Source organism: Pseudomonas sp. DCB_AW, assembly GCF_026240895.1.
Lineage (GTDB): Bacteria > Pseudomonadota > Gammaproteobacteria > Pseudomonadales > Pseudomonadaceae > Aquipseudomonas > Aquipseudomonas kermanshahensis.
The window spans coordinates 66,755-90,423 of record NZ_JAPFCE010000013.1 but is presented as its reverse complement, the minus strand read 5'-3'; the positions used below and the strand labels follow the sequence as shown (position 1 = coordinate 90,423).

Sequence of the window (23,669 nt, the reverse complement as noted above, 5' to 3'; positions counted from 1 at the left end):
GGGTTGGTCATTGGGATGCGTGGAGGCCCAACCCGACTTATCAAGGAACTATCATGTCCCAAGTCAACATGCGCGATATGCTGAAGGCCGGTGTGCACTTCGGCCACCAGACCCGTTACTGGAACCCGAAAATGGGCAAGTACATTTTCGGCGCGCGTAACAAGATCCACATCATCAACCTGGAAAAAACCCTGCCAATGTTCAACGAAGCTCTGGCTTTCGTAGAGCGTCTGGCCCAGGGCAAGAACAAGATCATGTTCGTCGGCACCAAGCGTTCCGCCGGCAAGATCGTCGCCGAGCAAGCTGCTCGTGCCGGTTCGCCATACGTTGACCACCGCTGGTTGGGCGGCATGCTGACCAACTACAAAACCATCCGTGCTTCGATCAAGCGTCTGCGCGACCTGGAAACTCAGGCCGAAGATGGCACCTTTGCCAAGCTGACCAAGAAAGAAGCCCTGATGCGTTCGCGCGATCTGGAAAAGCTGGACCGCAGCCTGGGTGGTATCAAGGACATGGGCGGCCTGCCTGATGCCCTGTTCGTGATCGACGTTGACCACGAGCGCATTGCTATCACCGAAGCCAACAAGCTGGGCATCCCGGTTATCGGCGTTGTCGATACCAACAGCAGCCCGGAAGGTGTTGACTACATCATCCCAGGTAACGATGACGCCATTCGCGCTATCGAGCTGTACATGACTTCGATGGCTGACGCCATCATCCGCGGCCGCAACAACGTTGCTGGCGGCACCGAAGTCTACGCTGAAGAAGCGGCTGCACCTGCTGCTGAGTAATTGACGCCTGGCGTCTACTTGGCACGCAAAAAGGGGGCTTTGCCCCCTTTTTGCCACCTTGAAATCCTGCTGTCAGCAACCGCCCCGCACTATGGGCCTGCTGAGATAAACACAGCGGATTTGCAGAATTGAACGCCCGTGATGAGCGGGTGGAATGGTTGAAAAACTTTCCAAGAGGATTTTGAAATGGCAGCAATTACTGCAGCGCTGGTCAAAGAACTGCGCGAGCGTACCGGCGAAGGCATGATGGATTGCAAAAAGGCCCTGGAAAAGGCCGGCGGCGACATCGAAAAAGCCATTGACGACATGCGTGCCTCGGGCGCCATCAAGGCCGCCAAAAAGGCTGGCAACGTCGCTGCTGAAGGCGCTATCGCCGTCAAGACCGACGGCAAAGCCGCCGTTCTGCTGGAAGTCAACTCGCAGACCGACTTCCTGGCCCTGCAAGACGACTTCAAAAACTTCGTAGCCGAAAGCCTCGAAGAAGCCTTCGCCCAGAAGCTGACCGACGCTGCACCGCTGATCGCCTCGCGCGAAGCAGCCCGTGAAGCCCTGGTCGCCAAGTGCGGCGAAAACGTCAACATCCGCCGCCTGGCGCGCGTTGAGGGTGACGTTGTTGGTGCTTACCTGCACGGCAACAAGATCGGTGCCGTTGTTGTCCTGAAAGGCGGCGACGTCGAGCTGGCCAAGAACATCGCCATGCACGTTGCTGCTTCGAACCCGGAGTTCCTGGATGCATCGGAAATCTCCGCCGAGGCCATCGAGCGCGAGAAGAATGTCTTCCTGCAGCTGAACGCCGACAAGATCGCCGGCAAGCCGGAAAACATCGTTGAGAACATGATCAACGGCCGTATCACCAAGTTCAAGGCTGAAGCTTCGCTGAAAGAGCAAGCCTTCGTCATGAACCCGGAAGTCAAGGTTGGCGAGCTGGCCAAGAAAGCCGGTGCTGAAATCGTTTCCTTCACCTACTTCAAGGTCGGCGAAGGCATCGAGAAGCCAGTCGACAACTTCGCTGAAGAAGTTGCCGCTCAGGTAGCTGCTGCCAAGCAGTAAGACAGACACGTCTGTCGCCCCAAAGAGGCTGCCCGCTCACGCGCGCAGCCTCTTTGTCAAAGCGGGAGTGGTTTTCCAAACCGCTGTTCGCTGACGCAGTCGCTGCGTCACGTTAGAGTTACACGCAGGCTCAAGCAGCCCGCCAGAATTTTTTTACAAACGCCGCAGGAGAGATTCGCAATGGCTCAGCAGGGCAGTGGTCATCAGGCTCGCTATAAACGCATTCTACTCAAACTTAGCGGCGAGGCCCTGATGGGCTCGGAAGAGTTCGGGATCGACCCCAAGGTCCTGGATCGCATGGCGCTGGAAGTCGGCCAGCTGGTCGGCATCGGTGTGCAAGTCGGTCTGGTGATCGGCGGTGGCAACCTGTTCCGTGGTGCGGCGCTCAGTGCAGCCGGCATGGACCGCGTCACCGGTGACCACATGGGCATGCTGGCGACCGTCATGAATGCCCTGGCCATGCGCGACGCGCTGGAGCGGGCAAACATTACCGCCATCGTCATGTCGGCGATTTCCATGGTAGGCGTAACCGATCACTATGATCGCCGCAAAGCCATGCGCCACCTGAACGCCAAAGAAGTCGTAATCTTCGCTGCCGGTACCGGCAACCCGTTCTTCACCACCGACTCCGCCGCTTGCCTGCGCGCCATCGAAATCGATGCCGACGTGGTATTGAAGGCAACCAAGGTCGATGGTGTATACACTGCAGATCCATTCAAAGACCCGCATGCCGAGAAGTTCGATCATCTGACCTACGATGAAGTGCTGGATCGCAAGCTGGGTGTGATGGATCTGACGGCAATCTGCCTTTGCCGCGACCACAAGATGCCGCTGCGCGTCTTCAACATGAACAAGCCGGGCGCCCTGCTGAACATCGTGCATGGCGGCGCGGAAGGAACCCTGATCGAGGAAGTTCAAAAATGATCAACGCTATCAAGAAAGACGCCCAGGACCGCATGGGCAAGTCCATCGAGGCGCTGGGTCGCCACCTGGCTGCCATCCGCACCGGCCGTGCCCACCCAAGCATCCTGGACAGCGTCAGGGTCACTGCCTGGGGTAGCGAAATGCCGCTGAACCAGGTGGCCGCGATTACCGTCGAGGACGCGCGCACCCTGAAGATCGTTGCGCACGACAAGAACCTCAGCGCTGCCATCGAAAAAGCCATCCTGACCTCCGACCTGGGCCTGAACCCGTCCAGCGCCGGTACCACCATCCGCGTCCCGATGCCGGCCCTGACCGAGGAAACCCGCAAGGGTTACACCAAGCAGGCCAGCGGCGTTGCCGAAGATGCCAAGGTAGCCGTGCGTAACGTGCGCCGTGACGCACTCGCCGACCTGAAGAAGCTGACCAAGGACAAGGAAATCAGCGAAGACGAAGAACGTCGCGCCGCTGACGAGATCCAGAAGCTGACCGACAAGTTCGTCGCCGAAATCGACGCTGCGTTCAAGGCCAAGGAAAAGGACCTGTTGGCCGTCTAAGGCCGAGGTTTTTTAATGGAAAAGACCAAGCCAGCGGCGCCGTCCTCGGTGCCGCGACACGTCGCGATCATCATGGATGGCAACAACCGCTGGGCGAAGAAGCGCTTGCTGCCCGGCGTTGCCGGGCACAAGGCTGGCGTCGATGCCGTGCGTGCGGTCATCGAAGTCTGCGCCGAATCGGGGGTCGAGGTACTGACCCTGTTCGCCTTCTCCAGCGAAAACTGGCAGCGCCCCGCCGAAGAGGTCGGTGCGCTGATGGAGTTGTTCTTCTCGGCCCTGCGCCGTGAGGCGCGTCGCCTCAACGAGAACAACATCAGCTTGCGCATCATTGGTGATCGCTCGCGCTTTCATCCTGAGCTGCAGGCTGCCATGCGTGAGGCCGAGGCACTGACCGCCGGCAACAACCGCTTCATCCTGCAGATCGCGGCCAACTACGGTGGCCAGTGGGATATCGCCCAGGCCGCCCAGCGCCTGGCGCGGGAAGTACAGGCGGGCCATCTGCGTCCGGACGATATCACGCCGGGTCTGCTGCAGACGTGCCTGTCCACCGGTGAGTTGCCGTTGCCGGACCTGTGCATCCGCACCGGGGGCGAACGCCGCATCAGCAATTTCCTGCTGTGGCAGCTGGCCTATGCCGAGCTGTATTTCTCCGACCTGTACTGGCCGGACTTCAAACACGAGGCCATGCGCAATGCCCTGGCCGATTTCGCTTCGCGCCAGCGCCGCTTCGGTAAGACCAGCGAGCAGGTCGAGGCTGGAGCTCGTGCTTAATGCTTAAACAACGCATCATTACCGCGCTGATCCTGCTGCCGGTCGCGCTGGGTGGCTTCTTCCTGCTCAACGGTGGGGATTTCGCCCTGTTCATCGGCTTCGTGGTCACCCTCGGCGCCTGGGAGTGGGCGCGCCTGGCGGGGTTGATGACCCAGCCACTGCGCATTGCCTACGCCGCAGTCGTCGCCGGAGCGCTGATGCTGCTGCACCTGATGCCCGACCTGGCACCCTGGGTGCTGGGTGCGTCAGTGATCTGGTGGGGGCTGGCCACCTGGCTGGTGCTGACCTATCCGCGCAGCAGCGAGCTATGGGCCAGTGCGGCCTGCCGCTTGCTGATCGGCCTGCTGGTGTTGCTGCCGGCATGGCAAGGCCTGGTGCTGCTCAAGCACTGGCCGCTCGGCAACTGGCTGATTCTGTCGGTCATGGTGCTGGTCTGGGCCGCCGACATCGGTGCCTACTTCTCCGGCCGTGCCTTCGGCAAGCGCAAGCTGGCGCCGCAGGTCAGCCCGGGCAAGAGCTGGGAAGGCGTCTATGGTGGCCTGGCTGTCAGCCTGGTCATTACGCTGGTGGTCGGTATCAGCCGCGACTGGGGTGTTGGCCAGATCCTGCTGGGTCTGATGGGCGCGGCACTGGTGGTCATGGCCTCGGTGATTGGTGACCTGACTGAAAGCATGTTCAAGCGCCGCTCGGGCATCAAGGACAGCAGCAACCTGCTGCCCGGCCATGGTGGCGTGCTCGACCGCATTGACAGCCTGACGGCGGCCATCCCGCTCTTTGCCGTGCTGCTGTGGGCTGCCGAATGGGGTGTGATGTGAGTACGTTGCAGCGCATTACCGTGCTGGGCGCCACGGGCTCCATTGGCCTGAGCACGCTGGATGTGATTGCACGTCACCCTGAGCGTTATTCGGTATTCGCCCTGAGCGGTTACTCGCGCATCGACGAGCTGCTGGCGTTGTGCGTCCGGCATCGCCCGGAGTACGCGGTGGTGCCGAGTGCCGAAGGTGCTGCGCGCTTGCGCGACGGCCTGGCGGCCGTCGGTTGCGCTACCCAGGTGCTGGAAGGCGAGGCGGGGCTTTGCCAGGTTGCCGCAGCGCCCGAGGTGGATGCGGTGATGGCCGCCATCGTGGGTGCGGCAGGGCTGCGACCGACCTTGGCTGCCGTCGAGGCGGGCAAGAAAGTGTTGCTGGCCAATAAAGAGGCCCTGGTGATGTCTGGCGCGCTGTTCATGGAGGCGGTGCGGCGCAGTGGTGCCGTGCTGCTGCCGATCGACAGCGAGCACAATGCAATCTTCCAGTGCCTGCCCGGCGACTATGCCCGCGGCCTGAGCCAGGTGGGGGTGCGCCGCATCCTGCTGACGGCATCGGGTGGCCCGTTCCGCGAAACACCGTCCGCCGCATTGGCCGATGTCACGCCGGAGCAGGCGTGCGCGCACCCTAACTGGTCCATGGGGCGCAAGATTTCCGTGGATTCGGCCAGCATGATGAACAAAGGGCTCGAGTTGATCGAGGCCTGCTGGCTGTTCGATGCCTCGCCCGCCAAGATCGAGGTGGTGGTGCACCCGCAGAGCGTGATCCACTCGCTGGTGGATTACGTGGACGGTTCGGTGCTCGCCCAGTTGGGCAACCCGGACATGCGCACGCCGATCGCCAATGCGCTGGCCTGGCCGGAGCGCATTGATTCTGGCGTCGCACCGCTGGACCTGTTTGCTATCGCACGCCTGGATTTTCAGGCGCCCGACGAACAGCGCTTCCCGTGCCTGCGCCTGGCGCGGCAGGCTGCCGAGGCCGGCAACAGTGCACCTGCCGTGCTCAATGCGGCCAACGAAGTGGCTGTCGAGGCATTTCTCCAGCGGCGTATCCGCTTCCCGGAGATCGCGGGTATGATCGAACAAGTGCTCGATCAGGAGCCTGTAGTGCCACTGGCTTCGTTGGACGCGGTATTTGCCGCCGACCAGCGTGCCCGGGAGCTGTCCCGTGAGTGGTTGCGGCGTCACGGTCGATGATGCAGGCCTGCCAGGGCTTGTGCGAAAAGTCGTTCTGCTGAACGTCATCTGGAGAAAGATATGACTGCGCTCTACATGATTGTCGGCACCCTGGTGGCCTTGGGTGTTCTGGTCACGTTCCACGAATTCGGCCACTTCTGGGTGGCCCGACGCTGCGGCGTCAAGGTGCTGCGTTTTTCGGTGGGCTTCGGTACGCCGTTGTTGCGCTGGCATGACCGCCAGGGCACCGAATTCGTGGTGGCGGCGATTCCGCTGGGCGGCTACGTCAAGATGCTCGATGAGCGCGAGGCCGATGTGCCGCCTGCGTTGGCCGACCAATCGTTCAACCGAAAAAGCGTGCGTCAGCGTATCGCCATCGTCGCCGCCGGCCCGATTGCCAACTTCTTGCTGGCCATCGTGTTCTTCTGGCTGTTGGCCATGCTCGGCACCCAGCAGATTCGCCCGGTCATCGGTGCAGTCGAAGCGGGCAGCCTGGCAGCGTCGGCAGGCCTGACCGCAGGTCAGGAAATTGTATCCATCGATGGCAAGGCGACCAGCGGTTGGTCTGCGGTCAACCTGCAACTGGTTCGCCGTCTGGGCGAGAGCGGCACCCTGCAGGTAGGCGTGCGCGACGAAGGCGCCAGCGCCGAGCAGCACTTGCAGATCAAGCTGGACCACTGGCTGAAGGGCGCCGACGAGCCAGACCCTATCCAGTCCCTGGGTTTGCGCCCATGGCGCCCGGTGATCGTGCCGGTGCTGGCCGAAATCGATTCGAAAGGGCCGGCCGCTGCCGCCGGCTTGAAGACAGGCGACAAGCTGCTGGCCCTCGATGGCGTGGCAGTGAACGACTGGCAGCAGGTGGTCGACACCGTGCGCGCCCACCCGCAAGCCAAGGTCGTGGTGCGTGTCGAACGCGATGGTGCTGCGCTGGATGTGCCAGTAACCCTGGCCCGCAAGGGTGAGGGCAAGGCCGCGGGCGGTTACCTGGGCGCGGGGGTAAAAGGTGGCGAATGGCCTGCCAACATGCTTCGCGAAGTCAGCTATGGCCCGCTGGACGCGGTAGGTGAGGGCTTGTCGCGTACCTGGAACATGAGCGTCCTGACGCTCGAGTCGCTGAAGAAAATGCTGTTCGGAGAGCTCTCGGTAAAAAACTTGAGCGGACCGATAACCATTGCTAAAGTGGCGGGCGCTTCAGCCCAGTCCGGCGTGGGGGATTTCCTGAATTTCCTGGCCTACCTGAGCATAAGCCTGGGGGTTCTTAACCTGCTGCCCATTCCAGTACTGGATGGGGGGCATTTGCTGTTTTACCTGGTCGAGTGGGCGCGCGGTCGTCCGCTGTCAGATCGGGTGCAAGGTTGGGGGGTCCAGATCGGTATCAGTTTGGTCGTAGGGGTGATGTTGCTCGCCCTGATCAACGATCTGGGTCGACTATAAAGCTTCGCATTGCGAACCTGCCGCCACTTCGCGGCGGGTTGTTTATTGCCAGTTGGAATAAAAGGACTTCATGAAACGTCTGCTGCTAACTGCGGTCCTCTCCGCACTGATGATCGCTGAAGTTCACGCCGAGTCCTTCACCATCTCCGATATTCGTGTCAACGGCCTGCAGCGGGTTTCCGCCGGCAGCGTCTTCGGTGCCTTGCCGCTCAACGTCGGCGATCAGGCCGATGATCGGCGCCTGGTGGATTCGACCCGTTCCCTGTTCAAGACTGGCTTCTTCCAAGACATCCAGCTGAGCCGCGATGGCAATGTCCTGATCATCAACGTGGTCGAGCGCCCGTCGGTTTCCAGCATCGAGATCGAAGGCAACAAGGCGATCAGCACCGAAGACCTGATGAAGGGTCTGAAGCAGTCTGGCCTGGCCGAAGGTGAAATCTTCCAGCGCGCCACCCTTGAAGGTGTGCGTAACGAGCTGCAGCGCCAGTACGTGGCCCAGGGCCGCTACTCGGCCGAGGTCGACGCCGAAGTCGTGCCGCAGCCGCGCAACCGCGTCGCGCTGAAAATCAAGATCAACGAAGGCACCGTCGCTGCCATTCAGCACATCAACGTGGTGGGCAACAACGTCTTCGACGACGAAGAGCTGTCGCAGCTGTTCGAGCTGAAAACCACCAACTGGCTGTCGTTCTTCAAGAACGACGACAAGTACGCCCGTGAAAAACTCTCCGGTGACTTGGAGCGTCTGCGTTCCTACTACCTGGACCGTGGCTACATCAACATGGATATCGCCTCTACCCAGGTATCCATCACGCCAGACAAGAAACACGTCTACATCACCGTCAACATCAACGAAGGCGAGAAGTACACCGTCCGTGACGTGAAGCTCTCCGGTGACCTCAAGGTGCCGGAAGACCAGGTCAAGTCGCTGCTGCTGGTGCAGCCGGGCCAGGTATTCTCGCGCAAGGTGATGACCACCACGTCCGAGCTGATCACCCGTCGTCTGGGTAACGAAGGCTACACCTTCGCCAACGTCAACGGTGTGCCACAGCCGAACGACCAGGACCACACCGTCGATATCATGTTCGTGGTCGACCCGGGCAAGCGTGCCTACGTCAACCGCATCAACTACCGCGGCAACACCAAGACCGAAGACGAAGTGCTGCGTCGCGAAATGCGCCAGATGGAAGGCGGCTGGGCGTCGACCTACCTGATCGACCAGTCCAAGACCCGTCTGGAGCGCCTGGGCTTCTTCAAGGAAGTCAACGTCGAGACCCCGCCGGTGCCTGGCACCGATGACCAGGTCGACGTCAACTACAGCGTCGAGGAACAAGCGTCCGGCTCCATCACGGCGTCGGTCGGTTTCGCTCAGAGCGCCGGTCTGATCCTGGGTGGTTCGATCAGCCAGAGCAACTTCCTGGGTACAGGTAACAAAGTCTCCATCGGCCTGACCCGTTCCGAATACCAGACCCGCTACAACTTCGGCTTCGTGGACCCCTACTTCACGGCTGACGGTGTCAGCCTGGGTTACAACGCCTTCTACCGCAGCACCGACTACGACGACCTCGATGTCGACGTTGCCAGCTATGCGGTCGACAGCCTGGGCGCCGGTGTCAGCCTGGGTTACCCGATCAGCGAAACCTCGCGCCTGACCTATGGCCTGAGCGTTCAGCAGGACAAGATCAAAACCGGTAAATACACCGTTGACGAGATCTTCGACTTCCTCGATCAAGAGGGTGACAACTTCCTGAACTTCAAGGCTTCGATCGGCTGGTCCGAATCGACCTTGAACAAAGGCGTGCTGGCGACTCGCGGTCATTCGCAAAGCCTGACCCTGGAATCGACCATTCCGGGCAGCGACCTGTCGTTCTTCAAGCTCGACTACCGTGGTCAGCTGTTCAAGCCGATCACCAACGACTACACCCTGCGCCTGCACACTGAACTGGGCTATGGTGATGGCTACGGCAGCACCTCGGGCCTGCCGTTCTACGAGAACTACTACGCGGGCGGCTTCAACTCTGTCCGTGGCTTCAAGGACAGCAGCCTGGGCCCGCGCAGTACGCCTAGCCGTGGTGAAGGTAACGAAGGCGGCAAGCCGGGTACCATCCGCGACCCGGATCAGGATCCGCTGCCGTTCGGTGGCAACGTGTTGGTCCAGGGTGGTGTCGAGTTGCTGTTCCCACTGCCGTTCGTCAAGGACCAGCGTTCGCTGCGCACGTCGGTATTCTGGGACGTGGGTAACGTGTTCGATACCAACTGCGGCAGCAAGCCAGATTGCGAGAAGGTCGGTTTCTCGGGTATGGCCAGTTCGGTGGGTCTGGGTGTGACCTGGATCACTGCACTGGGCCCGTTGAGCTTCAGCCTGGCGATGCCGGTCAAGAAGCCGGACGATGCCGATACCCAGGTGTTCCAATTCTCTCTGGGCCAGACCTTCTAAGGTCGGCCCTTGCATAACGACAACGGTTTATCCAGGAGTGCATCGTGCGTAAGTTGACTCAACTGGCCATTTTGGCCGCGGCGCTGGTCGCCACCCCGGCTTTCGCCGAAATGAAGGTTGCCGTCCTGAACTATCAGATGGCCCTGCTGGAATCGGATGCCGCCAAGAAGTATGCGGTTGATGCAGAGAAAAAATTCGGCCCGCAACTGACCAAGCTGAAAAGCTTGGAAAGCAGCGCCAAGGGCATCCAGGACCGCCTGATCAAAGGTGGCGACAAGATGCAGCAGCAGGAGCGTGAGCGCCTGGAGCTCGAGTTCAAGCAAAAGGCCCGTGACTTCCAGTTCCAGTCCAAGGAACTGAACGAAGCCAAGGCCGTTGCGGACCGTGACATGCTCAAGCAACTCAAGCCGAAGCTGGACGGCGCTGTCGAGGAAGTGATCAAGAAGGGCGGTTTCGACCTGGTTCTCGAGCGTGGCGCGGTCATCGATGTCAAACCTCAGTACGACATCACCCGCCAAGTCATCGAGCGCATGAACCAAGCCCGTTGATATGACCTTGAACATGACGCTTGGCCAGTTGGCCGAAGCCCTCGGCGCCACCCTCAAGGGGCCCGAGGCGCTGCAGATTACCGGGCTGGCCACCTTGCAGGAGGCCGGCCCCGGTCAATTGAGCTTCCTCGCCAACCCGCAGTACCGCAAATTCCTGGATAACAGCCAGGCGGCAGCGGTGCTGCTCAAGGCTGCGGATGCTGAAGGCTTTGCTGGCAATGCACTGATCGTCGCTGATCCGTACTTGGCCTATGCGCGCATTTCCCACCTGTTCGATCCCAAGCCCAAGGCTGTGGCGGGAATTCATCCCAGCGCCGTAGTGGCTGAAGATGCCCAGGTGGATGCCAGTGCGAGCATCGGCCCGTTCGTCGTCATCGAAAGTGGTGCGCAGGTTGCTGCCAATGTCAGCATCGGCGCCCACTGCGTGGTCGGTGCCCGTTGCGTCATCGGTGAGGGCGGCTGGCTGGCGCCACGGGTCACCCTGTACCATGACGTGACCATCGGCAAGCGTGTGGTGATCCAGTCTGGCGCAGTGATCGGTGGCGAGGGCTTCGGCTTTGCCAACGAGAAAGGCGTATGGCGCAAGATTGCCCAGATCGGCGGCGTGACCATCGGCGATGATGTAGAAATCGGCGTCAACACGGCAATCGACCGTGGTGCGCTGTCGGACACGCGCATTGCCGACGGGGTCAAGCTCGACAACCAGATCCAGATCGCCCATAACGTTCAGATCGGTGAGCACACGGCCATGGCCGCCTGTGTCGGGATTTCCGGCAGCACGCGCATTGGCAAGCACTGCACCATTGCTGGCGGTGTCGGCATGGTGGGTCATATTGATGTCTGTGATAACGTTTTCGTGTCCGGGATGACCATGGTGACCCGATCGATCACCGAACCGGGTGCCTATTCTTCCGGCACAGCCATGCAGCCATTGGCTGACTGGCGCAAGAGCGCCGCGCGTATCCGCCACCTGGACGACATGGCCAAGCGTCTCCAGCAGGTGGAAAAGCGCATCGATACCGTGACCTCAGGTGGCCAGCCGGCATCAGAAGGCTGATACCATTCCCTGAGCAAGAGTGAACAGACGCTAGCTGGCTCCTCTTTGGACTGCAAAAGGAGCGCGTGGTCAGCACCTGCGCTCCCTATTCTTATTACAGGCTTCCCCCCGAAATGATGGACATCAACGAGATTCGCGAATACCTGCCTCACCGTTACCCGTTCCTGCTGGTGGATCGCGTGACGGATCTGGACTTCGAGGCCCAGAGCATTCGTGCCTACAAGAATGTCAGCATCAACGAGCCGTTCTTCAATGGCCACTTCCCGGCCCACCCGATCATGCCGGGCGTTCTGATCATCGAGGCCATGGCCCAGGCGGCCGGCATCCTCGGTTTCAAGATGCTCGATGCCAAGCCGGCGGATGGCACCCTGTACTACTTTGTCGGGTCCGACAAATTGCGTTTCCGTCAGCCGGTATTGCCGGGTGACCAGCTTGTGCTGGAAGCCAAGTTCCTCAGCCGCAAGAGCATGATCTGGAAATTCGAGTGCCGCGCCCTGGTCGACGGCAAGCCTGTCTGCTCGGCAGAAATCACCTGCGCGGAACGCTCCCTATGAATTTGATTGATCCTCGGGCCATCATCGACCCGTCGGCCAAGCTGGCCGACGGTGTCGAGGTGGGCCCCTGGTCGATCGTTGGCCCTGATGTCGAAATCGGGGAGGGCACCGTCATTGGCCCGCATGTGGTGCTCAAGGGGCCGACCCGTATCGGCAAGCACAACCGCATCTACCAGTTTTCCTCGATCGGCGAAGACACCCCTGACCTCAAGTACAAGGGTGAGCCGACGCGCCTGGTGATCGGTGATCACAATGTGTTCCGCGAAGGTGTGACCATTCACCGCGGTACCGTTCAGGACCGTGCAGAAACCACCGTCGGCGATCACAACCTGATCATGGCCTACGCCCACATCGGTCACGACAGTGTCATCGGCAATCATTGCATTCTGGTGAACAACACCGCGTTGGCGGGGCATGTTCATGTGGGTGACTGGGCAATTCTGTCCGGGTACACCCTGGTGCACCAGTACTGCCATATCGGTGCACATGCGTTTTCCGGCATGGGCACGGCGATCGGCAAAGACGTACCGGCCTTCGTCACGGTGTTCGGCAGCCCGGCCGAAGCACGCAGCATGAACTTCGAAGGCATGCGTCGTCGGGGTTTCAGCGACGAGGTCATTCATATCCTGCGTCGTTGCTACAAGATCGTCTACCGTCAGGGCCTGACCGTCGAAGATGCGATCAAGGCGCTGGACGAACTGGCAGCCCAGCACCCTGAGGTCGATCTGTTCCGTCAGTCGATCCTGAATTCTGCCCGCGGCATCACCCGCTGACATGGCCCAGCTTTGCGTAGCCCTGGTCGCGGGTGAGGCCAGCGGCGATATTCTCGGGTCTGGCTTGATGCGCGCCCTCAAGGCGCGCCATCCCGACGTCCGCTTTATCGGCGTTGGCGGCCCCTTGATGGAAGCCGAAGGCCTGCAATCCTACTTCCCCATGGAACGTCTGGCGGTCATGGGCCTGGTCGAGGTACTGGGACGGCTGCGTGAGCTGCTCAAGCGCCGCAAGTTGTTGATCCAGACCCTCATCGCCGAAAAGCCCGATGTGTTCATCGGCATCGACGCCCCGGATTTCACCCTCAACATCGAATTGAAACTGCGTCAGGCCGGTATCAAGACCGTGCACTACGTCAGCCCATCCGTATGGGCGTGGCGGCAGAAGCGCGTGCTGAAGATCCGCGAAGGCTGCGACCTGATGCTGACGCTGTTGCCGTTCGAAGCCCGGTTCTACGAGGAGCAGGGGGTGCCGGTGCGTTTCGTCGGCCACCCACTGGCCGATACCATTCCGCTCGAGGCCGACCGACTGGCAGCACGCACTGCGCTTGGCCTGGGCCCAGGCCCGGTGGTCGCGTTGATGCCTGGCAGCCGCGGCGGCGAAGTCGGGCGCCTGGGGGCGCTGTTCCTCGATGCCGCCGAGCGCTTGCGCGAACGAGTACCGGGTGTGCGCTTCGTGCTGCCCTGCGCTAACGCCGCACGGCGTGCCCAGGTCGAGCAGATGCTCGAAGGGCGCGCGCTGCCGCTGACCCTGCTCGACGGCCAGTCGCACCAGGCCCTGGCGGCCTGCGATGCGGTGCTTATCGCGTCGGGTACCGCCACCCTGGAGGCACTGCTGTACAAGCGCCCCATGGTGGTGGCTTATCGCCTGGCGCCGTTGACCTACTGGATTCTCAAGCGCCTGGTCAAAAGCCCTTACGTGTCGTTGCCCAACCTGCTGGCCCAGCGCGAACTGGTGCCTGAACTGCTGCAGGATGACGCCACCAGCGAAGCCCTGGCGCAAACCTTGGCCCCCTTGGTGGCCGATGGCAGCCAGCAGACCGAACGTTTCGACGAGATTCACCGCACCCTGCGCCGGGATGCTTCCAACCAGGCCGCCGAGGCGGTACTGGCCTTGCTCAAGGACCGCTGAGATGCAAATAGGACTGGATTTCAACCTGGTCGAAGACCTGGTCGCCGGGGTCGATGAAGTCGGCCGTGGCCCGTTGTGTGGCGCGGTGGTGACGGCTGCAGTGATCCTCGACCCGGCACGGCCGATCCTCGGCCTCAACGATTCGAAGAAACTCACCGAAGCCAAGCGCGAGGCGTTGTTCGACGAAATCTGCGAGAAGGCGCTGAGCTTTTGCATTGCCCGCGCCGAGGTCGAAGAAATCGACCGCCTGAACATTCTTCAGGCCACCATGCTGGCCATGCAGCGTGCGGTCGAGGGGCTGCATGTCACGCCCAAGCTGGCACTGATCGACGGCAACCGCTGCCCCAAGCTGGCGGTGCCCGCGGCACCAGTCGTAAAAGGTGATAGCCAGGTACCGGCCATTGCGGCTGCGTCGATCCTGGCCAAGGTGACGCGTGATCGGGAGATGAGTGCGTTCGAGCTGATCTACCCCGGTTACGGCATCGGTGGGCACAAGGGTTATCCGACGCCGGTGCACCTTGAAGCCCTGGCACGGCTTGGGCCTACGCCCATTCATCGACGCTCCTTTGCGCCGGTGCGGGCGGCCTGGGAGGCCCGTGAGGGCATTACCGATTCTTTGATCTAGTGCATGGGGCCGCTTTGCGGCCCTTTCGCGACGCAAGGCCGCTCCTACAGAAATCATGCGTTCCTCTGTAGGAGCGGCCTTGTGTCGCGACGGGCTGCGAAGCAGCCCCAAATCCTGCCCTCATTTACGCTACAATCCCGCCCTTGTCGTTCTGCTACAGGATCACCCATGTCGGTTCCCTTCGTTCACCTTCGCGTGCACTCCGAATTCTCGCTGGTCGACGGCCTGGTGCGGATCAAACCGCTGGCCAAGGCACTGGCGGGGATGAACATGCCGGCGGTGGCGATCACCGACCAGAGCAACATGTGCTCGCTGGTGAAGTTCTACAAGACCGCCATGGGCGCCGGGATCAAGCCGATCTGTGGTGCCGACCTGTGGCTGGCCGGGCCCGACCCGGAAGCCCCGTTGTCGCGTATCTGCTTCCTGGCGATGAACCCCCAGGGCTATCGCAACCTCACCGAGCTGATTTCGCGCGGTTGGGTCGAAGGCCAGCGCAATGGCCTGGTGATTTTGCAGCGCGAGTGGATCGCCCCCGCCAGCGAAGGCCTGATCGCCTTGTCAGCTGGCAAGGAAGGCGACATTGGCGCCGCGCTGCTCTCTGGCCGGGTTGAAGAAGCCGAAGCGCTGTTGCGCGACTGGATGGGCATGTTCCCCGAGCGCTTCTACGTTGAAGTGCAGCGCACCAACCGCGCCCGCGACGAAGAATACGTGCACGCTGCTGTGGCCCTGGCCGACAAGGTCGGCGCGCCGCTGGTGGCGACCAACGATGTGCGCTTCATCAAGCAGGCCGACTACGATGCCCACGAAACCCGTGTCTGCATCGGCGAGGGCTGGACCCTGGACGACCCGCGTCGCCCGCGCAACTACAGCGATCAGCAGTACCTCAAGAGCGCGGACGAAATGGCCGAGCTGTTCAGCGACTTGCCCGACGCCATCGCCAACACTGTCGAGATCGCCAAGCGCTGCAACATCCAGGTTCAATTGGGCAAGCACTTCCTGCCCGATTTCCCGACGCCCAATGGCATGGGCATCGACGATTACCTGCGCCATGTCTCCCATGAAGGCCTGGAGGAGCGCCTGGCGGTGCTCTGGCCCAAAGAGACCACGCCAGACTATGAGGAAAAGCGCCAGGTCTACCTGGACCGCCTGAAGTTCGAGCTGGATATCATCATCCAGATGGGCTTCCCCGGCTACTTCCTGATCGTTATGGACTTCATCAAGTGGGCCAAGAACAACGGCGTGCCGGTCGGCCCAGGCCGAGGCTCGGGTGCCGGTTCGCTGGTCGCCTACGTGTTGAAGATCACCGACCTCGACCCGCTGGCCTATGACCTGCTGTTCGAGCGCTTCCTCAACCCTGAACGGGTATCCATGCCCGACTTCGACGTCGACTTCTGCATGGATGGCCGTGACCGGGTCATCGAGTACGTGGCTGATGCCTACGGGCGCAACGCGGTCAGCCAGATCATCACCTTCGGTACCATGGCCGCCAAGGCGGTGGTGCGCGACGTGGCGCGGGTGCAGGGCAAGTCCTACGGCCTGGCCGATCGCCTGTCGAAGATGATCCCCTTCGAAGTCGGCATGACCCTGGAAAAAGCCTATGAGCAGGAAGAGATCCTGCGCGACTTCCTCAAGGGCGACGAAGATGCCCGCGAGATCTGGGAGATGGCCCTCAAGCTCGAAGGTGTCACGCGGGGTACCGGCAAGCACGCCGGTGGTGTGGTCATCGCCCCGACCAAGCTCACCGACTTCTCGCCGATCGCCTGTGACGAAGAGGGCGGCGGCCTGGTAACCCAGTTCGACAAGGACGATGTCGAGGCCGCCGGGCTGGTCAAGTTCGACTTCCTTGGTCTGCGTACGCTGACCATCATCAAGTGGGCGATGGAGACTATCAACCGCGAGCAGGCCAAGCAGAACCTGCCGGACTTGAACATCGACTTCATTCCGCTGGATGACCGCAAGACCTACGAGTTGCTGCAAAAAGCCGAGACCACGGCGGTGTTCCAGCTCGAATCGCGCGGCATGAAGGAGCTGATCAAGAAGCTCAAGCCAGACTGCCTGGAAGACCTCATCGCATTGGTGGCGCTGTTCCGCCCAGGCCCGCTGCAGTCGGGCATGGTGGACGACTTCATCAACCGCAAGCACGGCCGCGCCGAGCTGGCCTACCCGCACCCGGACTACCAGTATGACGGCCTGCAGCCGGTACTGGCGCCGACCTACGGCATCATCCTGTATCAAGAGCAGGTGATGCAGATTGCCCAGGTCATGGCCGGCTATACCCTGGGCGGTGCCGACATGCTGCGTCGGGCCATGGGTAAGAAAAAGCCCGAAGAGATGGCCAAGCAGCGCGGCGGCTTCATCGAAGGTTGCGCGAACAACGGCATCGATGGCGATCTGGCAGGTAACATCTTTGACCTGGTAGAGAAATTCGCCGGTTACGGCTTCAACAAATCTCACTCTGCCGCCTATGGCCTGGTGTCCTACCAGACCGCCTGGCTGAAAACCCACTACCCGGCGCCGTTCATGGCCGCGGTACTGTCGGCGGACATGCACAACACCGACAAGGTGGTGGTGCTGATCGAGGAAGTGCGCAGCATGAAGCTGCGCCTCGATGCGCCCGATGTGAACACTTCCGATTTCAAATTCACCGTCAATGACGATGGCCGTATCGTCTATGGCCTGGGTGCGATCAAGGGCGTGGGCGAGGGGCCGGTGGAAGCCATCGTCGAAGTGCGTGCGCAGGGCGGCCCGTTCAAGGACCTGTTCGATTTCTGCGAGCGCGTCGACCTCAAGCGTGTCAACAAGCGCACCCTCGATGCGTTGATCCGCAGTGGTGCACTGGACCGTCTGGGCCCGTACTTCCATGACGAGATCAAGGCCTACCAGGCCAACATCGACCGTAACCGTGCAACCTTGCTGGCGGCGCTGGAAGAGGCGATCAAGTCGGCCGAGCAGACCGCACGTACTGCCGACAGCGGCCACGTCGACCTGTTTGGCGGCTTGTTCGTCGAGGCAGACTCGGACGTTTATGCCAACCACCGCAAGGTCCGCGAGCTGACGCTCAAAGAGCGCCTCAAAGGCGAGAAGGACACACTGGGCCTGTACCTGACCGGTCACCCGATCGACGAGTACGAAAGCGAGATTCGCCGTTTTGCCCGGCAGCGCATCATTGACCTGAAGCCGTCCCGTGAGTCCCAGACGATCGCCGGCATGATCATTGCGTTGCGGGTCATGAAGAACAAGAAGGGTGACAAGATGGGCTTCGTCACCCTCGATGACCGCTCGGGGCGCATCGAGGCGTCGCTGTTTGCCGACTCCTTCATGGCGGCCCAGTCACTGCTGCAGAACGACGCCATGGTCGTGGTCGAAGGGGAGGTCAGTAACGATGACTTCTCGGGCGGCCTGCGCCTGCGAGTGAAGCAGGTAATGACCATGGAAGACGCGCGCACGCGCCTGGCCGAAAGCCTGCGCCTGAAAGTCGCCCATGACGCGCTCAAGGGCGACCGCCTGAACTGGCTGGGTGAGCTGATCACCCGTCACCGCGGCGGCTGCCCGATTACCCTGGAATACACCGGCAGTGACGCCAAGGCCATGCTGCAGTTTGCCGATGAGTGGTCAATCGACCCGGCTGACGGCCTGATTCAGGCACTGCGTGACCAGTTCGGACGTGAGAACGTCTTCCTGCAATATCGTTGAATCGACGAATTTTAATCTCGACCTGAATGCGCCCGATCCCTTAAGGTAGGGCGCCAAACGGATCAACCGGCCGGCCGCCTGGCCGTAGACCCAAGACGGATGCCTATGAACCCGAATTTCCTCGATTTCGAACAGCCGATTGCCGACCTGCAAGCCAAGATCGAAGGCCTGCGCCTGGTGGGTAACGACAACTCGCTGAACATCAGCGATGAAATTGCCCGTCTGCAAGACAAGAGCAATACCCTGACCGAAAGCATCTTCGGCAACCTGACCAGCTGGCAGATCGCCCGCCTGGCGCGTCACCCGCGTCGTCCTTACACCTTGGACTACCTGCAGCACATCTTCACTGAATTCGAAGAGCTGCACGGTGACCGCCATTTCTCCGATGATGCCGCGATCGTGGGCGGTACCGCCCGCCTGGATGGCAAGGCAGTGATGGTCATCGGCCACCAGAAAGGCCGCGAAGTACGTGAGAAGGTGCGCCGCAACTTCGGCATGCCGCGCCCTGAGGGCTACCGTAAGGCGTGCCGCCTGATGGAAATGGCCGAGCGCTTCAAAATGCCGATCCTGACGTTCATCGATACCCCAGGTGCCTACCCAGGTATCGACGCCGAAGAGCGCAACCAGAGCGAGGCGATTGCCTGGAACCTGCGTGTCATGGCGCGCCTGAAGACGCCAATCATCGCCACCGTGATCGGTGAGGGTGGTTCTGGCGGTGCACTGGCCATTGGTGTGTGCGACCAGCTGAACATGCTGCAGTACTCCACCTACTCGGTGATTTCGCCGGAAGGCTGCGCCTCGATCCTGTGGAAGACTGCCGACAAGGCTGCCGATGCCGCCGAGGCCATGGGTATCACGGCCGAACGCCTGAAGAGCCTGAACATCGTCGACAAGGTCATCTCGGAGCCGCTGGGCGGCGCCCACCGTGACCCGGCCGCCATGGCTGAAAGCATCCGTGCCGACCTGGTGCAGCAGCTGGACATGCTGGGCAAGCTCGACAATGACGCGCTGCTGGCACGCCGTTACGAGCGCCTGATGAGCTACGGCCTCTGATACACCCCGGGGCCGCTTTGCGGCCCCTGTGGGAGCGGGCTCGACCCGCGAAGAGGCCGGCTCTGGCAACGGAGTCGTATGGCAAGGGCTTCGCCCTTGTTCGCGGGGCAAGCCCGCTCCCACAGTGCCCCGGCGATTGCGACTCATGTGAGGCGCCCTTGATCAACCTCACCCCCTGGCTCCAAGCCCCCGCCTGGCACATCGCCTTCTCTGGTGGCCTGGACTCCACCGTCCTGCTGCACCTGCTGGCCGATTACGCCCGCACCCACCCCGCGCCCCCGTTGCGCGCCATCCATATCCATCACGGCCTGCAGCCCGCCGCTGACGCGTGGCCAGCCCACTGCGAGCACGTCTGCGCCAACCTCGGCGTCGAACTTCGTGTGGTCCACGTCCAGGTTGCCCCCGGCGCCAGTCTCGAACAGGCTGCCCGCGATGCCCGTTATGCGGCATTCACCAACGTGGTCGGCCCCGGTGAGGTGCTGTTCACCGGCCAGCACCGCGATGACCAGGCCGAAACCCTGCTGTTTCGTTTGCTGCGTGGTGCCGGGCTACGTGGCCTGACTGCAATGCCGGCGCAGCGTCCGCTGGGGCAGGGCAGCCTGGCCAGGCCGTTGCTGGCGATAGCCCGCCAGCAGCTGCACGCGTATGCCCAGGCCCAAGGCTTGACCTGGATCGAAGACCCCTCGAACAGCGACACCGCCTTTGCCCGCAACTATTTGCGCGGCGAAGTGTTCCCGGTGTTGCAGCAGCGTTGGCCGCAAGCCAGCCAGAACCTTGCCCGTTGCGCAGAGCACTTGGGCGAAGCGCAGGGTTTGCTGGATGAGGTGGCTCAGGCGGATCTGGCTAAGGCCGAGGAGGGGGCTGCTGCATGGGTGGGGCTGGATTCCCTGGCGCTTGCGGTGCTCGCGGCGTTGTCACCCGCTCGTCAGCGCAATGCCCTGCAATACTGGCTCAGCCAGCGCACCCGGCTGCCGGATGCGCGCCACTGGGCTGGCTGGGCCGACCTGCGCGATGCCGCGGCCGACGCCCAGCCGACCTGGCGCTTGGCCGACGGCCGGTTGCTGCGCAGTAACGGCCGTATCTGGTGGCTGAGCGGTGACTGGCTGCAGGCGCCGCAAGGCGAATTCGCCTGGGCAGACTCGGCTTGCGAGCTGGCCTTGCCGGGCAACGGCAGCGTTCGGCTGACTGCGCCCAAGCCCCTGGCGGGCCTGACTGTCCGCTATCGCCAGGGCGGTGAAGTGCTTGAGCTTGCCGGGCGCGGTCGACGCGACCTCAAGCGCCTGCTCAACGAGCTGCAGGTGCCGCCTTTCGTGCGTTCGCGCCTGCCCTTGCTGTATCAGGGCGAGCGCTTGCTGGCCGTGGCCAACCTGCCGGCACTGGGGCAGGCAGATTGCCAACTGCACTGGCAGTTACCGACGAACGCGCAAGGTTTGAGCTGAAGGGTACATTCCGGTAGACTACCCTCCCTTCTTGATACAACTTCTGTGGGTTCCTCGAAAACACAGCAGTTGCCGATTACCACGCAGTTTTTTGCTGGGCTGATTCTGGAAATGACGAGCGAGCTCCATGCCGGGGATACCCTGGTTTGTACAGACGCGGCAGTTTTTCGAGATGCACTGTGATTGACGCAGGTGATCGGGGGCTTCGGCCTTCCTTCGCTTTCTCCGGCGGCGCTGGCCGCCTTAACGCAGACTTCTAGGGTTTTTCATGACGCGCTACATATTCGTCACGGGCGGTGTTGTTTCTTCATTGGGGAAAGGCATTGCCTCGGCTTCCCTGGCGGCCATCCTGGAAGCGCGGGGACTCAAGGTCACCATGCTCAAGCTGGATCCGTACATCAACGTCGATCCTGGCACCATGAGTCCGTTCCAGCACGGTGAAGTCTTCGTCACCCAGGACGGCGCCGAGACTGACCTTGACCTGGGCCACTACGAGCGGTTTATCCGCACGACCATGACCCAGAACAACAACTTCACCACCGGCCGTATCTACGAGCACGTGCTGCGCAAGGAGCGCCGTGGTGACTACCTGGGCGCGACCATCCAGGTCATCCCGCACATCACCGACGAGATCAAGCGTCGCATCATCAAGGGTGCCGGCGATGCCGACGTGGCCCTGGTTGAAATCGGCGGTACGGTCGGCGACATCGAGTCGCAGCCGTTCCTCGAGGCCATCCGCCAGCTGCGCGTCGAAGTGGGCTCCAAGCGCGCCATGCTGATGCACCTGACCCTGGTCCCGTACATCGCTACCGCAGGCGAAACCAAGACCAAGCCGACCCAGCACTCGGTCAAGGAGCTGCGCTCCATCGGCCTGCAGCCTGACGTGCTGATCTGCCGCTCCGACCACCCGGTCGATGCCTCGTCGCGCCGCAAGATCGCCCTGTTCACCAACGTTGAAGAGCGTGCGGTCATTTCGCTCGAAGACGTCGACACCATCTACAAGATCCCGGGCGTGTTGCATGCCCAGGGCCTGGATGACTTCGTCACCGAGCGTTTCGGCCTGCAGTGCGACAGCGCCGACCTGTCCGAGTGGGACAAGGTCGTCGATGCCAAGCTCAACCCAGAGCACGAAGTGACCATCGCCATGGTCGGCAAGTACATGGAGCTGCTGGATGCGTACAAGTCGCTGATCGAAGCGATGAGCCACGCCGGCATCACCAACCGTACCAAGGTCAACCTGCGCTACATCGATTCCGAAGACATCGAGAACCAAGGCACCAGCCTGCTCGAAGGCGCCGACGCCATTCTGGTACCGGGCGGTTTCGGCCTGCGCGGTGTCGAAGGCAAGATCACTGCGGTGCAATACGCCCGTGAGAACAAAGTGCCTTACCTGGGTATCTGCCTGGGCATGCAAGTTGCCGTGATCGAGTTCGCCCGTAACGTGATGGGCTGGAAAGACGCCAACTCCACCGAGTTCGACCGCAACAGCGGCCACCCGGTTGTCGGCCTGATCACCGAGTGGGCCGATTCTACCGGCGCCGTCGAGACCCGTACCGAAGCTTCCGACCTGGGCGGCACCATGCGCCTGGGCGCGCAGGACTGCCAGATCGTCTCGGGCTCCAAGGTTCACGATTGCTACGGCAAGGACGTGATCACCGAGCGTCACCGCCACCGCTACGAAGTGAACAACAACCTGCTGCCACAACTGGTCGACGCTGGCCTGGTGGTTTCCGGTCGTTCCGAAGACGGCGCGCTGGTTGAAGTGGTCGAGTCCAAGGACCACCCATGGTTCGTCGCTTGCCAGTTCCACCCAGAGTTCACCTCGACCCCGCGTGACGGCCACCCGCTGTTCAGTGGTTTCGTCAAAGCAGCCCTGGCTCAGAAGAACAAGGCCTGATCAATGACCCAGAAGATCATTCGCGTCGGTAACATCGAGATCGCCAACGACAAGCCGTTCGTCCTGTTCGGCGGCATGAACGTCCTGGAATCCCGTGACCTGGCAATGAAGGTCTGCGAAGAGTACGTGCGGGTCACCGAGAAGCTCGGTATCCCGTATGTGTTCAAGGCCAGCTTCGACAAGGCTAACCGTTCGTCGGTGACGTCCTACCGTGGCCCGGGCATGGAAGAGGGGCTGAAGATCTTCGAGGAGATCAAGCGCACCTTCAACGTGCCGGTGATCACCGACGTGCACGAGCCTTACCAGGCCGAGCCGGTGGCCAAGGTCTGCGACATCATCCAGTTGCCGGCCTTCCTGTCGCGTCAGACCGACCTGGTGGTGGCCATGGCCAAGACCGGCGTGGTGATCAACATCAAGAAGGCCCAGTTCCTCGCGCCCCAGGAGATGCAACATATCCTGGCCAAGTGCGAAGAGGCGGGTAACGACCAGTTGATCCTCTGCGAGCGTGGTTCGAGCTTCGGCTACAACAACCTGGTGGTGGACATGCTCGGCTTCGGCATCATGAAGCAGTTCGAGTACCCGGTCTTCTTCGACGTGACCCATGCCCTGCAGATGCCGGGCGGTCGCTCGGACTCTGCCGGTGGCCGTCGTGCCCAGGTCACCGACCTGGCCAAGGCTGGCATGAGCCAAGGCCTGGCCGGCCTGTTCCTCGAGGCTCACCCTGATCCGGACAATGCCAAGTGCGATGGCCCTTGCGCCTTGCGCCTGGACAAGCTGGAGCCGTTCCTGACCCAGCTCAAGCAACTGGACGAGCTGGTGAAAAGTTTTCCGACGGTAGAAACCGCGTAAAGCTCATTTCTCGGGTAAAGTACCGCCCGTTCTCTCCCTGACCAAACGGTCAGGGAGCGCTTTCATCAGGCCTGCCTGCTGCATACCCTGCCTGATGAAGTGCAAGGATTTCC

The 23,669-nt window shown here is 61.7% G+C and carries 20 protein-coding genes; all 20 read left to right on the top strand.

The window, feature by feature from the left end:
• The first annotated feature begins 53 nt into the window (after positions 1-53).
• The 20 genes from rpsB (at position 54) to kdsA (ending at position 23,556) form a co-directional block, all read left to right on the top strand.
• The gene (rpsB, locus tag OO306_RS10895; protein ID WP_027595792.1) at positions 54-791 is read left to right on the top strand and encodes a 30S ribosomal protein S2; all 738 of its coding nucleotides are present in this window, start codon (positions 54-56) and stop codon (positions 789-791) included.
• A gap of 186 nt (positions 792-977) precedes the next feature.
• Positions 978-1,841, top strand: coding sequence for a translation elongation factor Ts (gene tsf, locus OO306_RS10890; protein ID WP_027595793.1), 864 nt, complete (start codon positions 978-980; stop codon positions 1,839-1,841).
• A gap of 180 nt (positions 1,842-2,021) precedes the next feature.
• Complete coding sequence (gene pyrH, locus OO306_RS10885) at positions 2,022-2,765, top strand: UMP kinase (RefSeq protein ID WP_009686950.1); 744 nt, start codon at positions 2,022-2,024, stop codon at positions 2,763-2,765.
• Entirely contained in the window at positions 2,762-3,319 is a 558-nt protein-coding gene (gene frr, locus OO306_RS10880; RefSeq protein ID WP_027595794.1) for a ribosome recycling factor, read from the top strand. The genes pyrH and frr overlap by 4 nt, the downstream gene beginning before the upstream one ends.
• A gap of 15 nt (positions 3,320-3,334) precedes the next feature.
• Positions 3,335-4,090, top strand: a complete 756-nt coding sequence (uppS, locus tag OO306_RS10875; protein WP_027595795.1) for a polyprenyl diphosphate synthase — start codon at positions 3,335-3,337, stop codon at positions 4,088-4,090.
• Positions 4,090-4,905 (top strand): phosphatidate cytidylyltransferase, encoded by an 816-nt coding sequence (locus OO306_RS10870; protein WP_027595796.1) that lies wholly within the window; start codon positions 4,090-4,092, stop codon positions 4,903-4,905. The genes uppS and OO306_RS10870 overlap by 1 nt, the downstream gene beginning before the upstream one ends.
• Positions 4,902-6,092: a 1-deoxy-D-xylulose-5-phosphate reductoisomerase gene (ispC, locus tag OO306_RS10865; protein WP_265968619.1), complete on the top strand. Its 1,191-nt coding sequence runs from the start codon at positions 4,902-4,904 to the stop codon at positions 6,090-6,092. Before OO306_RS10870 ends, ispC begins: the two co-directional genes overlap by 4 nt.
• A 60-nt stretch (positions 6,093-6,152) precedes the next feature.
• Positions 6,153-7,505: an RIP metalloprotease RseP gene (gene rseP / locus OO306_RS10860; protein WP_265968617.1), complete on the top strand. Its 1,353-nt coding sequence runs from the start codon at positions 6,153-6,155 to the stop codon at positions 7,503-7,505.
• A gap of 70 nt (positions 7,506-7,575) precedes the next feature.
• Positions 7,576-9,939, top strand: coding sequence for an outer membrane protein assembly factor BamA (gene bamA / locus OO306_RS10855; protein ID WP_265968616.1), 2,364 nt, complete (start codon positions 7,576-7,578; stop codon positions 9,937-9,939).
• Positions 9,940-9,983: 44 nt separating this feature from the next.
• Positions 9,984-10,487, top strand: a complete 504-nt coding sequence (locus OO306_RS10850) for an OmpH family outer membrane protein (RefSeq protein WP_027595800.1) — start codon at positions 9,984-9,986, stop codon at positions 10,485-10,487.
• A gap of 1 nt (position 10,488) precedes the next feature.
• Entirely contained in the window at positions 10,489-11,544 is a 1,056-nt protein-coding gene (lpxD, locus tag OO306_RS10845) for a UDP-3-O-(3-hydroxymyristoyl)glucosamine N-acyltransferase (protein ID WP_027595801.1), read from the top strand.
• Positions 11,545-11,657: 113 nt separating this feature from the next.
• Positions 11,658-12,098, top strand: a complete 441-nt coding sequence (gene fabZ, locus OO306_RS10840; protein ID WP_003252314.1) for a 3-hydroxyacyl-ACP dehydratase FabZ — start codon at positions 11,658-11,660, stop codon at positions 12,096-12,098.
• Entirely contained in the window at positions 12,095-12,871 is a 777-nt protein-coding gene (lpxA, locus tag OO306_RS10835) for an acyl-ACP--UDP-N-acetylglucosamine O-acyltransferase (RefSeq protein WP_099428489.1), read from the top strand. The genes fabZ and lpxA overlap by 4 nt, the downstream gene beginning before the upstream one ends.
• Position 12,872: 1 nt before the next feature.
• Positions 12,873-14,000: a lipid-A-disaccharide synthase gene (lpxB, locus tag OO306_RS10830; RefSeq protein WP_027595803.1), complete on the top strand. Its 1,128-nt coding sequence runs from the start codon at positions 12,873-12,875 to the stop codon at positions 13,998-14,000.
• A 1-nt stretch (position 14,001) separates the two neighbouring features.
• Positions 14,002-14,625: a ribonuclease HII gene (gene rnhB / locus OO306_RS10825; protein ID WP_027595804.1), complete on the top strand. Its 624-nt coding sequence runs from the start codon at positions 14,002-14,004 to the stop codon at positions 14,623-14,625.
• Between the two features lie 168 nt (positions 14,626-14,793).
• Entirely contained in the window at positions 14,794-18,318 is a 3,525-nt protein-coding gene (gene dnaE / locus OO306_RS10820) for a DNA polymerase III subunit alpha (RefSeq protein ID WP_099428490.1), read from the top strand.
• Between the two features lie 105 nt (positions 18,319-18,423).
• Entirely contained in the window at positions 18,424-19,371 is a 948-nt protein-coding gene (locus tag OO306_RS10815; protein WP_099428491.1) for an acetyl-CoA carboxylase carboxyltransferase subunit alpha, read from the top strand.
• A 158-nt stretch (positions 19,372-19,529) separates the two neighbouring features.
• Positions 19,530-20,810, top strand: coding sequence for a tRNA lysidine(34) synthetase TilS (tilS, locus tag OO306_RS10810; protein WP_265968614.1), 1,281 nt, complete (start codon positions 19,530-19,532; stop codon positions 20,808-20,810).
• A 268-nt stretch (positions 20,811-21,078) separates the two neighbouring features.
• Entirely contained in the window at positions 21,079-22,707 is a 1,629-nt protein-coding gene (locus tag OO306_RS10805; RefSeq protein WP_027595808.1) for a CTP synthase, read from the top strand.
• A gap of 3 nt (positions 22,708-22,710) precedes the next feature.
• Positions 22,711-23,556 carry a 3-deoxy-8-phosphooctulonate synthase gene (gene kdsA / locus OO306_RS10800; protein WP_027595809.1) on the top strand — a complete coding sequence of 282 codons (846 nt, stop codon included), beginning with the start codon at positions 22,711-22,713 and terminating at the stop codon, positions 23,554-23,556.
• Positions 23,557-23,669: the final 113 nt, after the last annotated feature.

Excerpts from the sequence above, each read along its gene's own strand:
- rseP (WP_265968617.1), top strand. The coding sequence starts at position 6,153 with ATGACTGCGCTCTACATGATTGTCGGCACCCTGGTGGCCTTGGGTGTT.
- tsf (WP_027595793.1), top strand. The coding sequence starts at position 978 with ATGGCAGCAATTACTGCAGCGCTGGTCAAAGAACTGCGCGAGCGTACC.
- frr (WP_027595794.1), top strand. The coding sequence starts at position 2,762 with ATGATCAACGCTATCAAGAAAGACGCCCAGGACCGCATGGGCAAGTCC.
- OO306_RS10870 (WP_027595796.1), top strand. The coding sequence starts at position 4,090 with ATGCTTAAACAACGCATCATTACCGCGCTGATCCTGCTGCCGGTCGCG.
- fabZ (WP_003252314.1), top strand. The coding sequence starts at position 11,658 with ATGATGGACATCAACGAGATTCGCGAATACCTGCCTCACCGTTACCCG.
- dnaE (WP_099428490.1), top strand. The coding sequence starts at position 14,794 with ATGTCGGTTCCCTTCGTTCACCTTCGCGTGCACTCCGAATTCTCGCTG.
- kdsA (WP_027595809.1), top strand. The coding sequence starts at position 22,711 with ATGACCCAGAAGATCATTCGCGTCGGTAACATCGAGATCGCCAACGAC.
- lpxD (WP_027595801.1), top strand. The coding sequence starts at position 10,489 with ATGACCTTGAACATGACGCTTGGCCAGTTGGCCGAAGCCCTCGGCGCC.
- bamA (WP_265968616.1), top strand. The coding sequence starts at position 7,576 with ATGAAACGTCTGCTGCTAACTGCGGTCCTCTCCGCACTGATGATCGCT.
- OO306_RS10815 (WP_099428491.1), top strand. The coding sequence starts at position 18,424 with ATGAACCCGAATTTCCTCGATTTCGAACAGCCGATTGCCGACCTGCAA.
- pyrH (WP_009686950.1), top strand. The coding sequence starts at position 2,022 with ATGGCTCAGCAGGGCAGTGGTCATCAGGCTCGCTATAAACGCATTCTA.
- rnhB (WP_027595804.1), top strand. The coding sequence starts at position 14,002 with ATGCAAATAGGACTGGATTTCAACCTGGTCGAAGACCTGGTCGCCGGG.
- lpxB (WP_027595803.1), top strand. The coding sequence starts at position 12,873 with ATGGCCCAGCTTTGCGTAGCCCTGGTCGCGGGTGAGGCCAGCGGCGAT.
- OO306_RS10805 (WP_027595808.1), top strand. The coding sequence starts at position 21,079 with ATGACGCGCTACATATTCGTCACGGGCGGTGTTGTTTCTTCATTGGGG.
- lpxA (WP_099428489.1), top strand. The coding sequence starts at position 12,095 with ATGAATTTGATTGATCCTCGGGCCATCATCGACCCGTCGGCCAAGCTG.
- rpsB (WP_027595792.1), top strand. The coding sequence starts at position 54 with ATGTCCCAAGTCAACATGCGCGATATGCTGAAGGCCGGTGTGCACTTC.
- uppS (WP_027595795.1), top strand. The coding sequence starts at position 3,335 with ATGGAAAAGACCAAGCCAGCGGCGCCGTCCTCGGTGCCGCGACACGTC.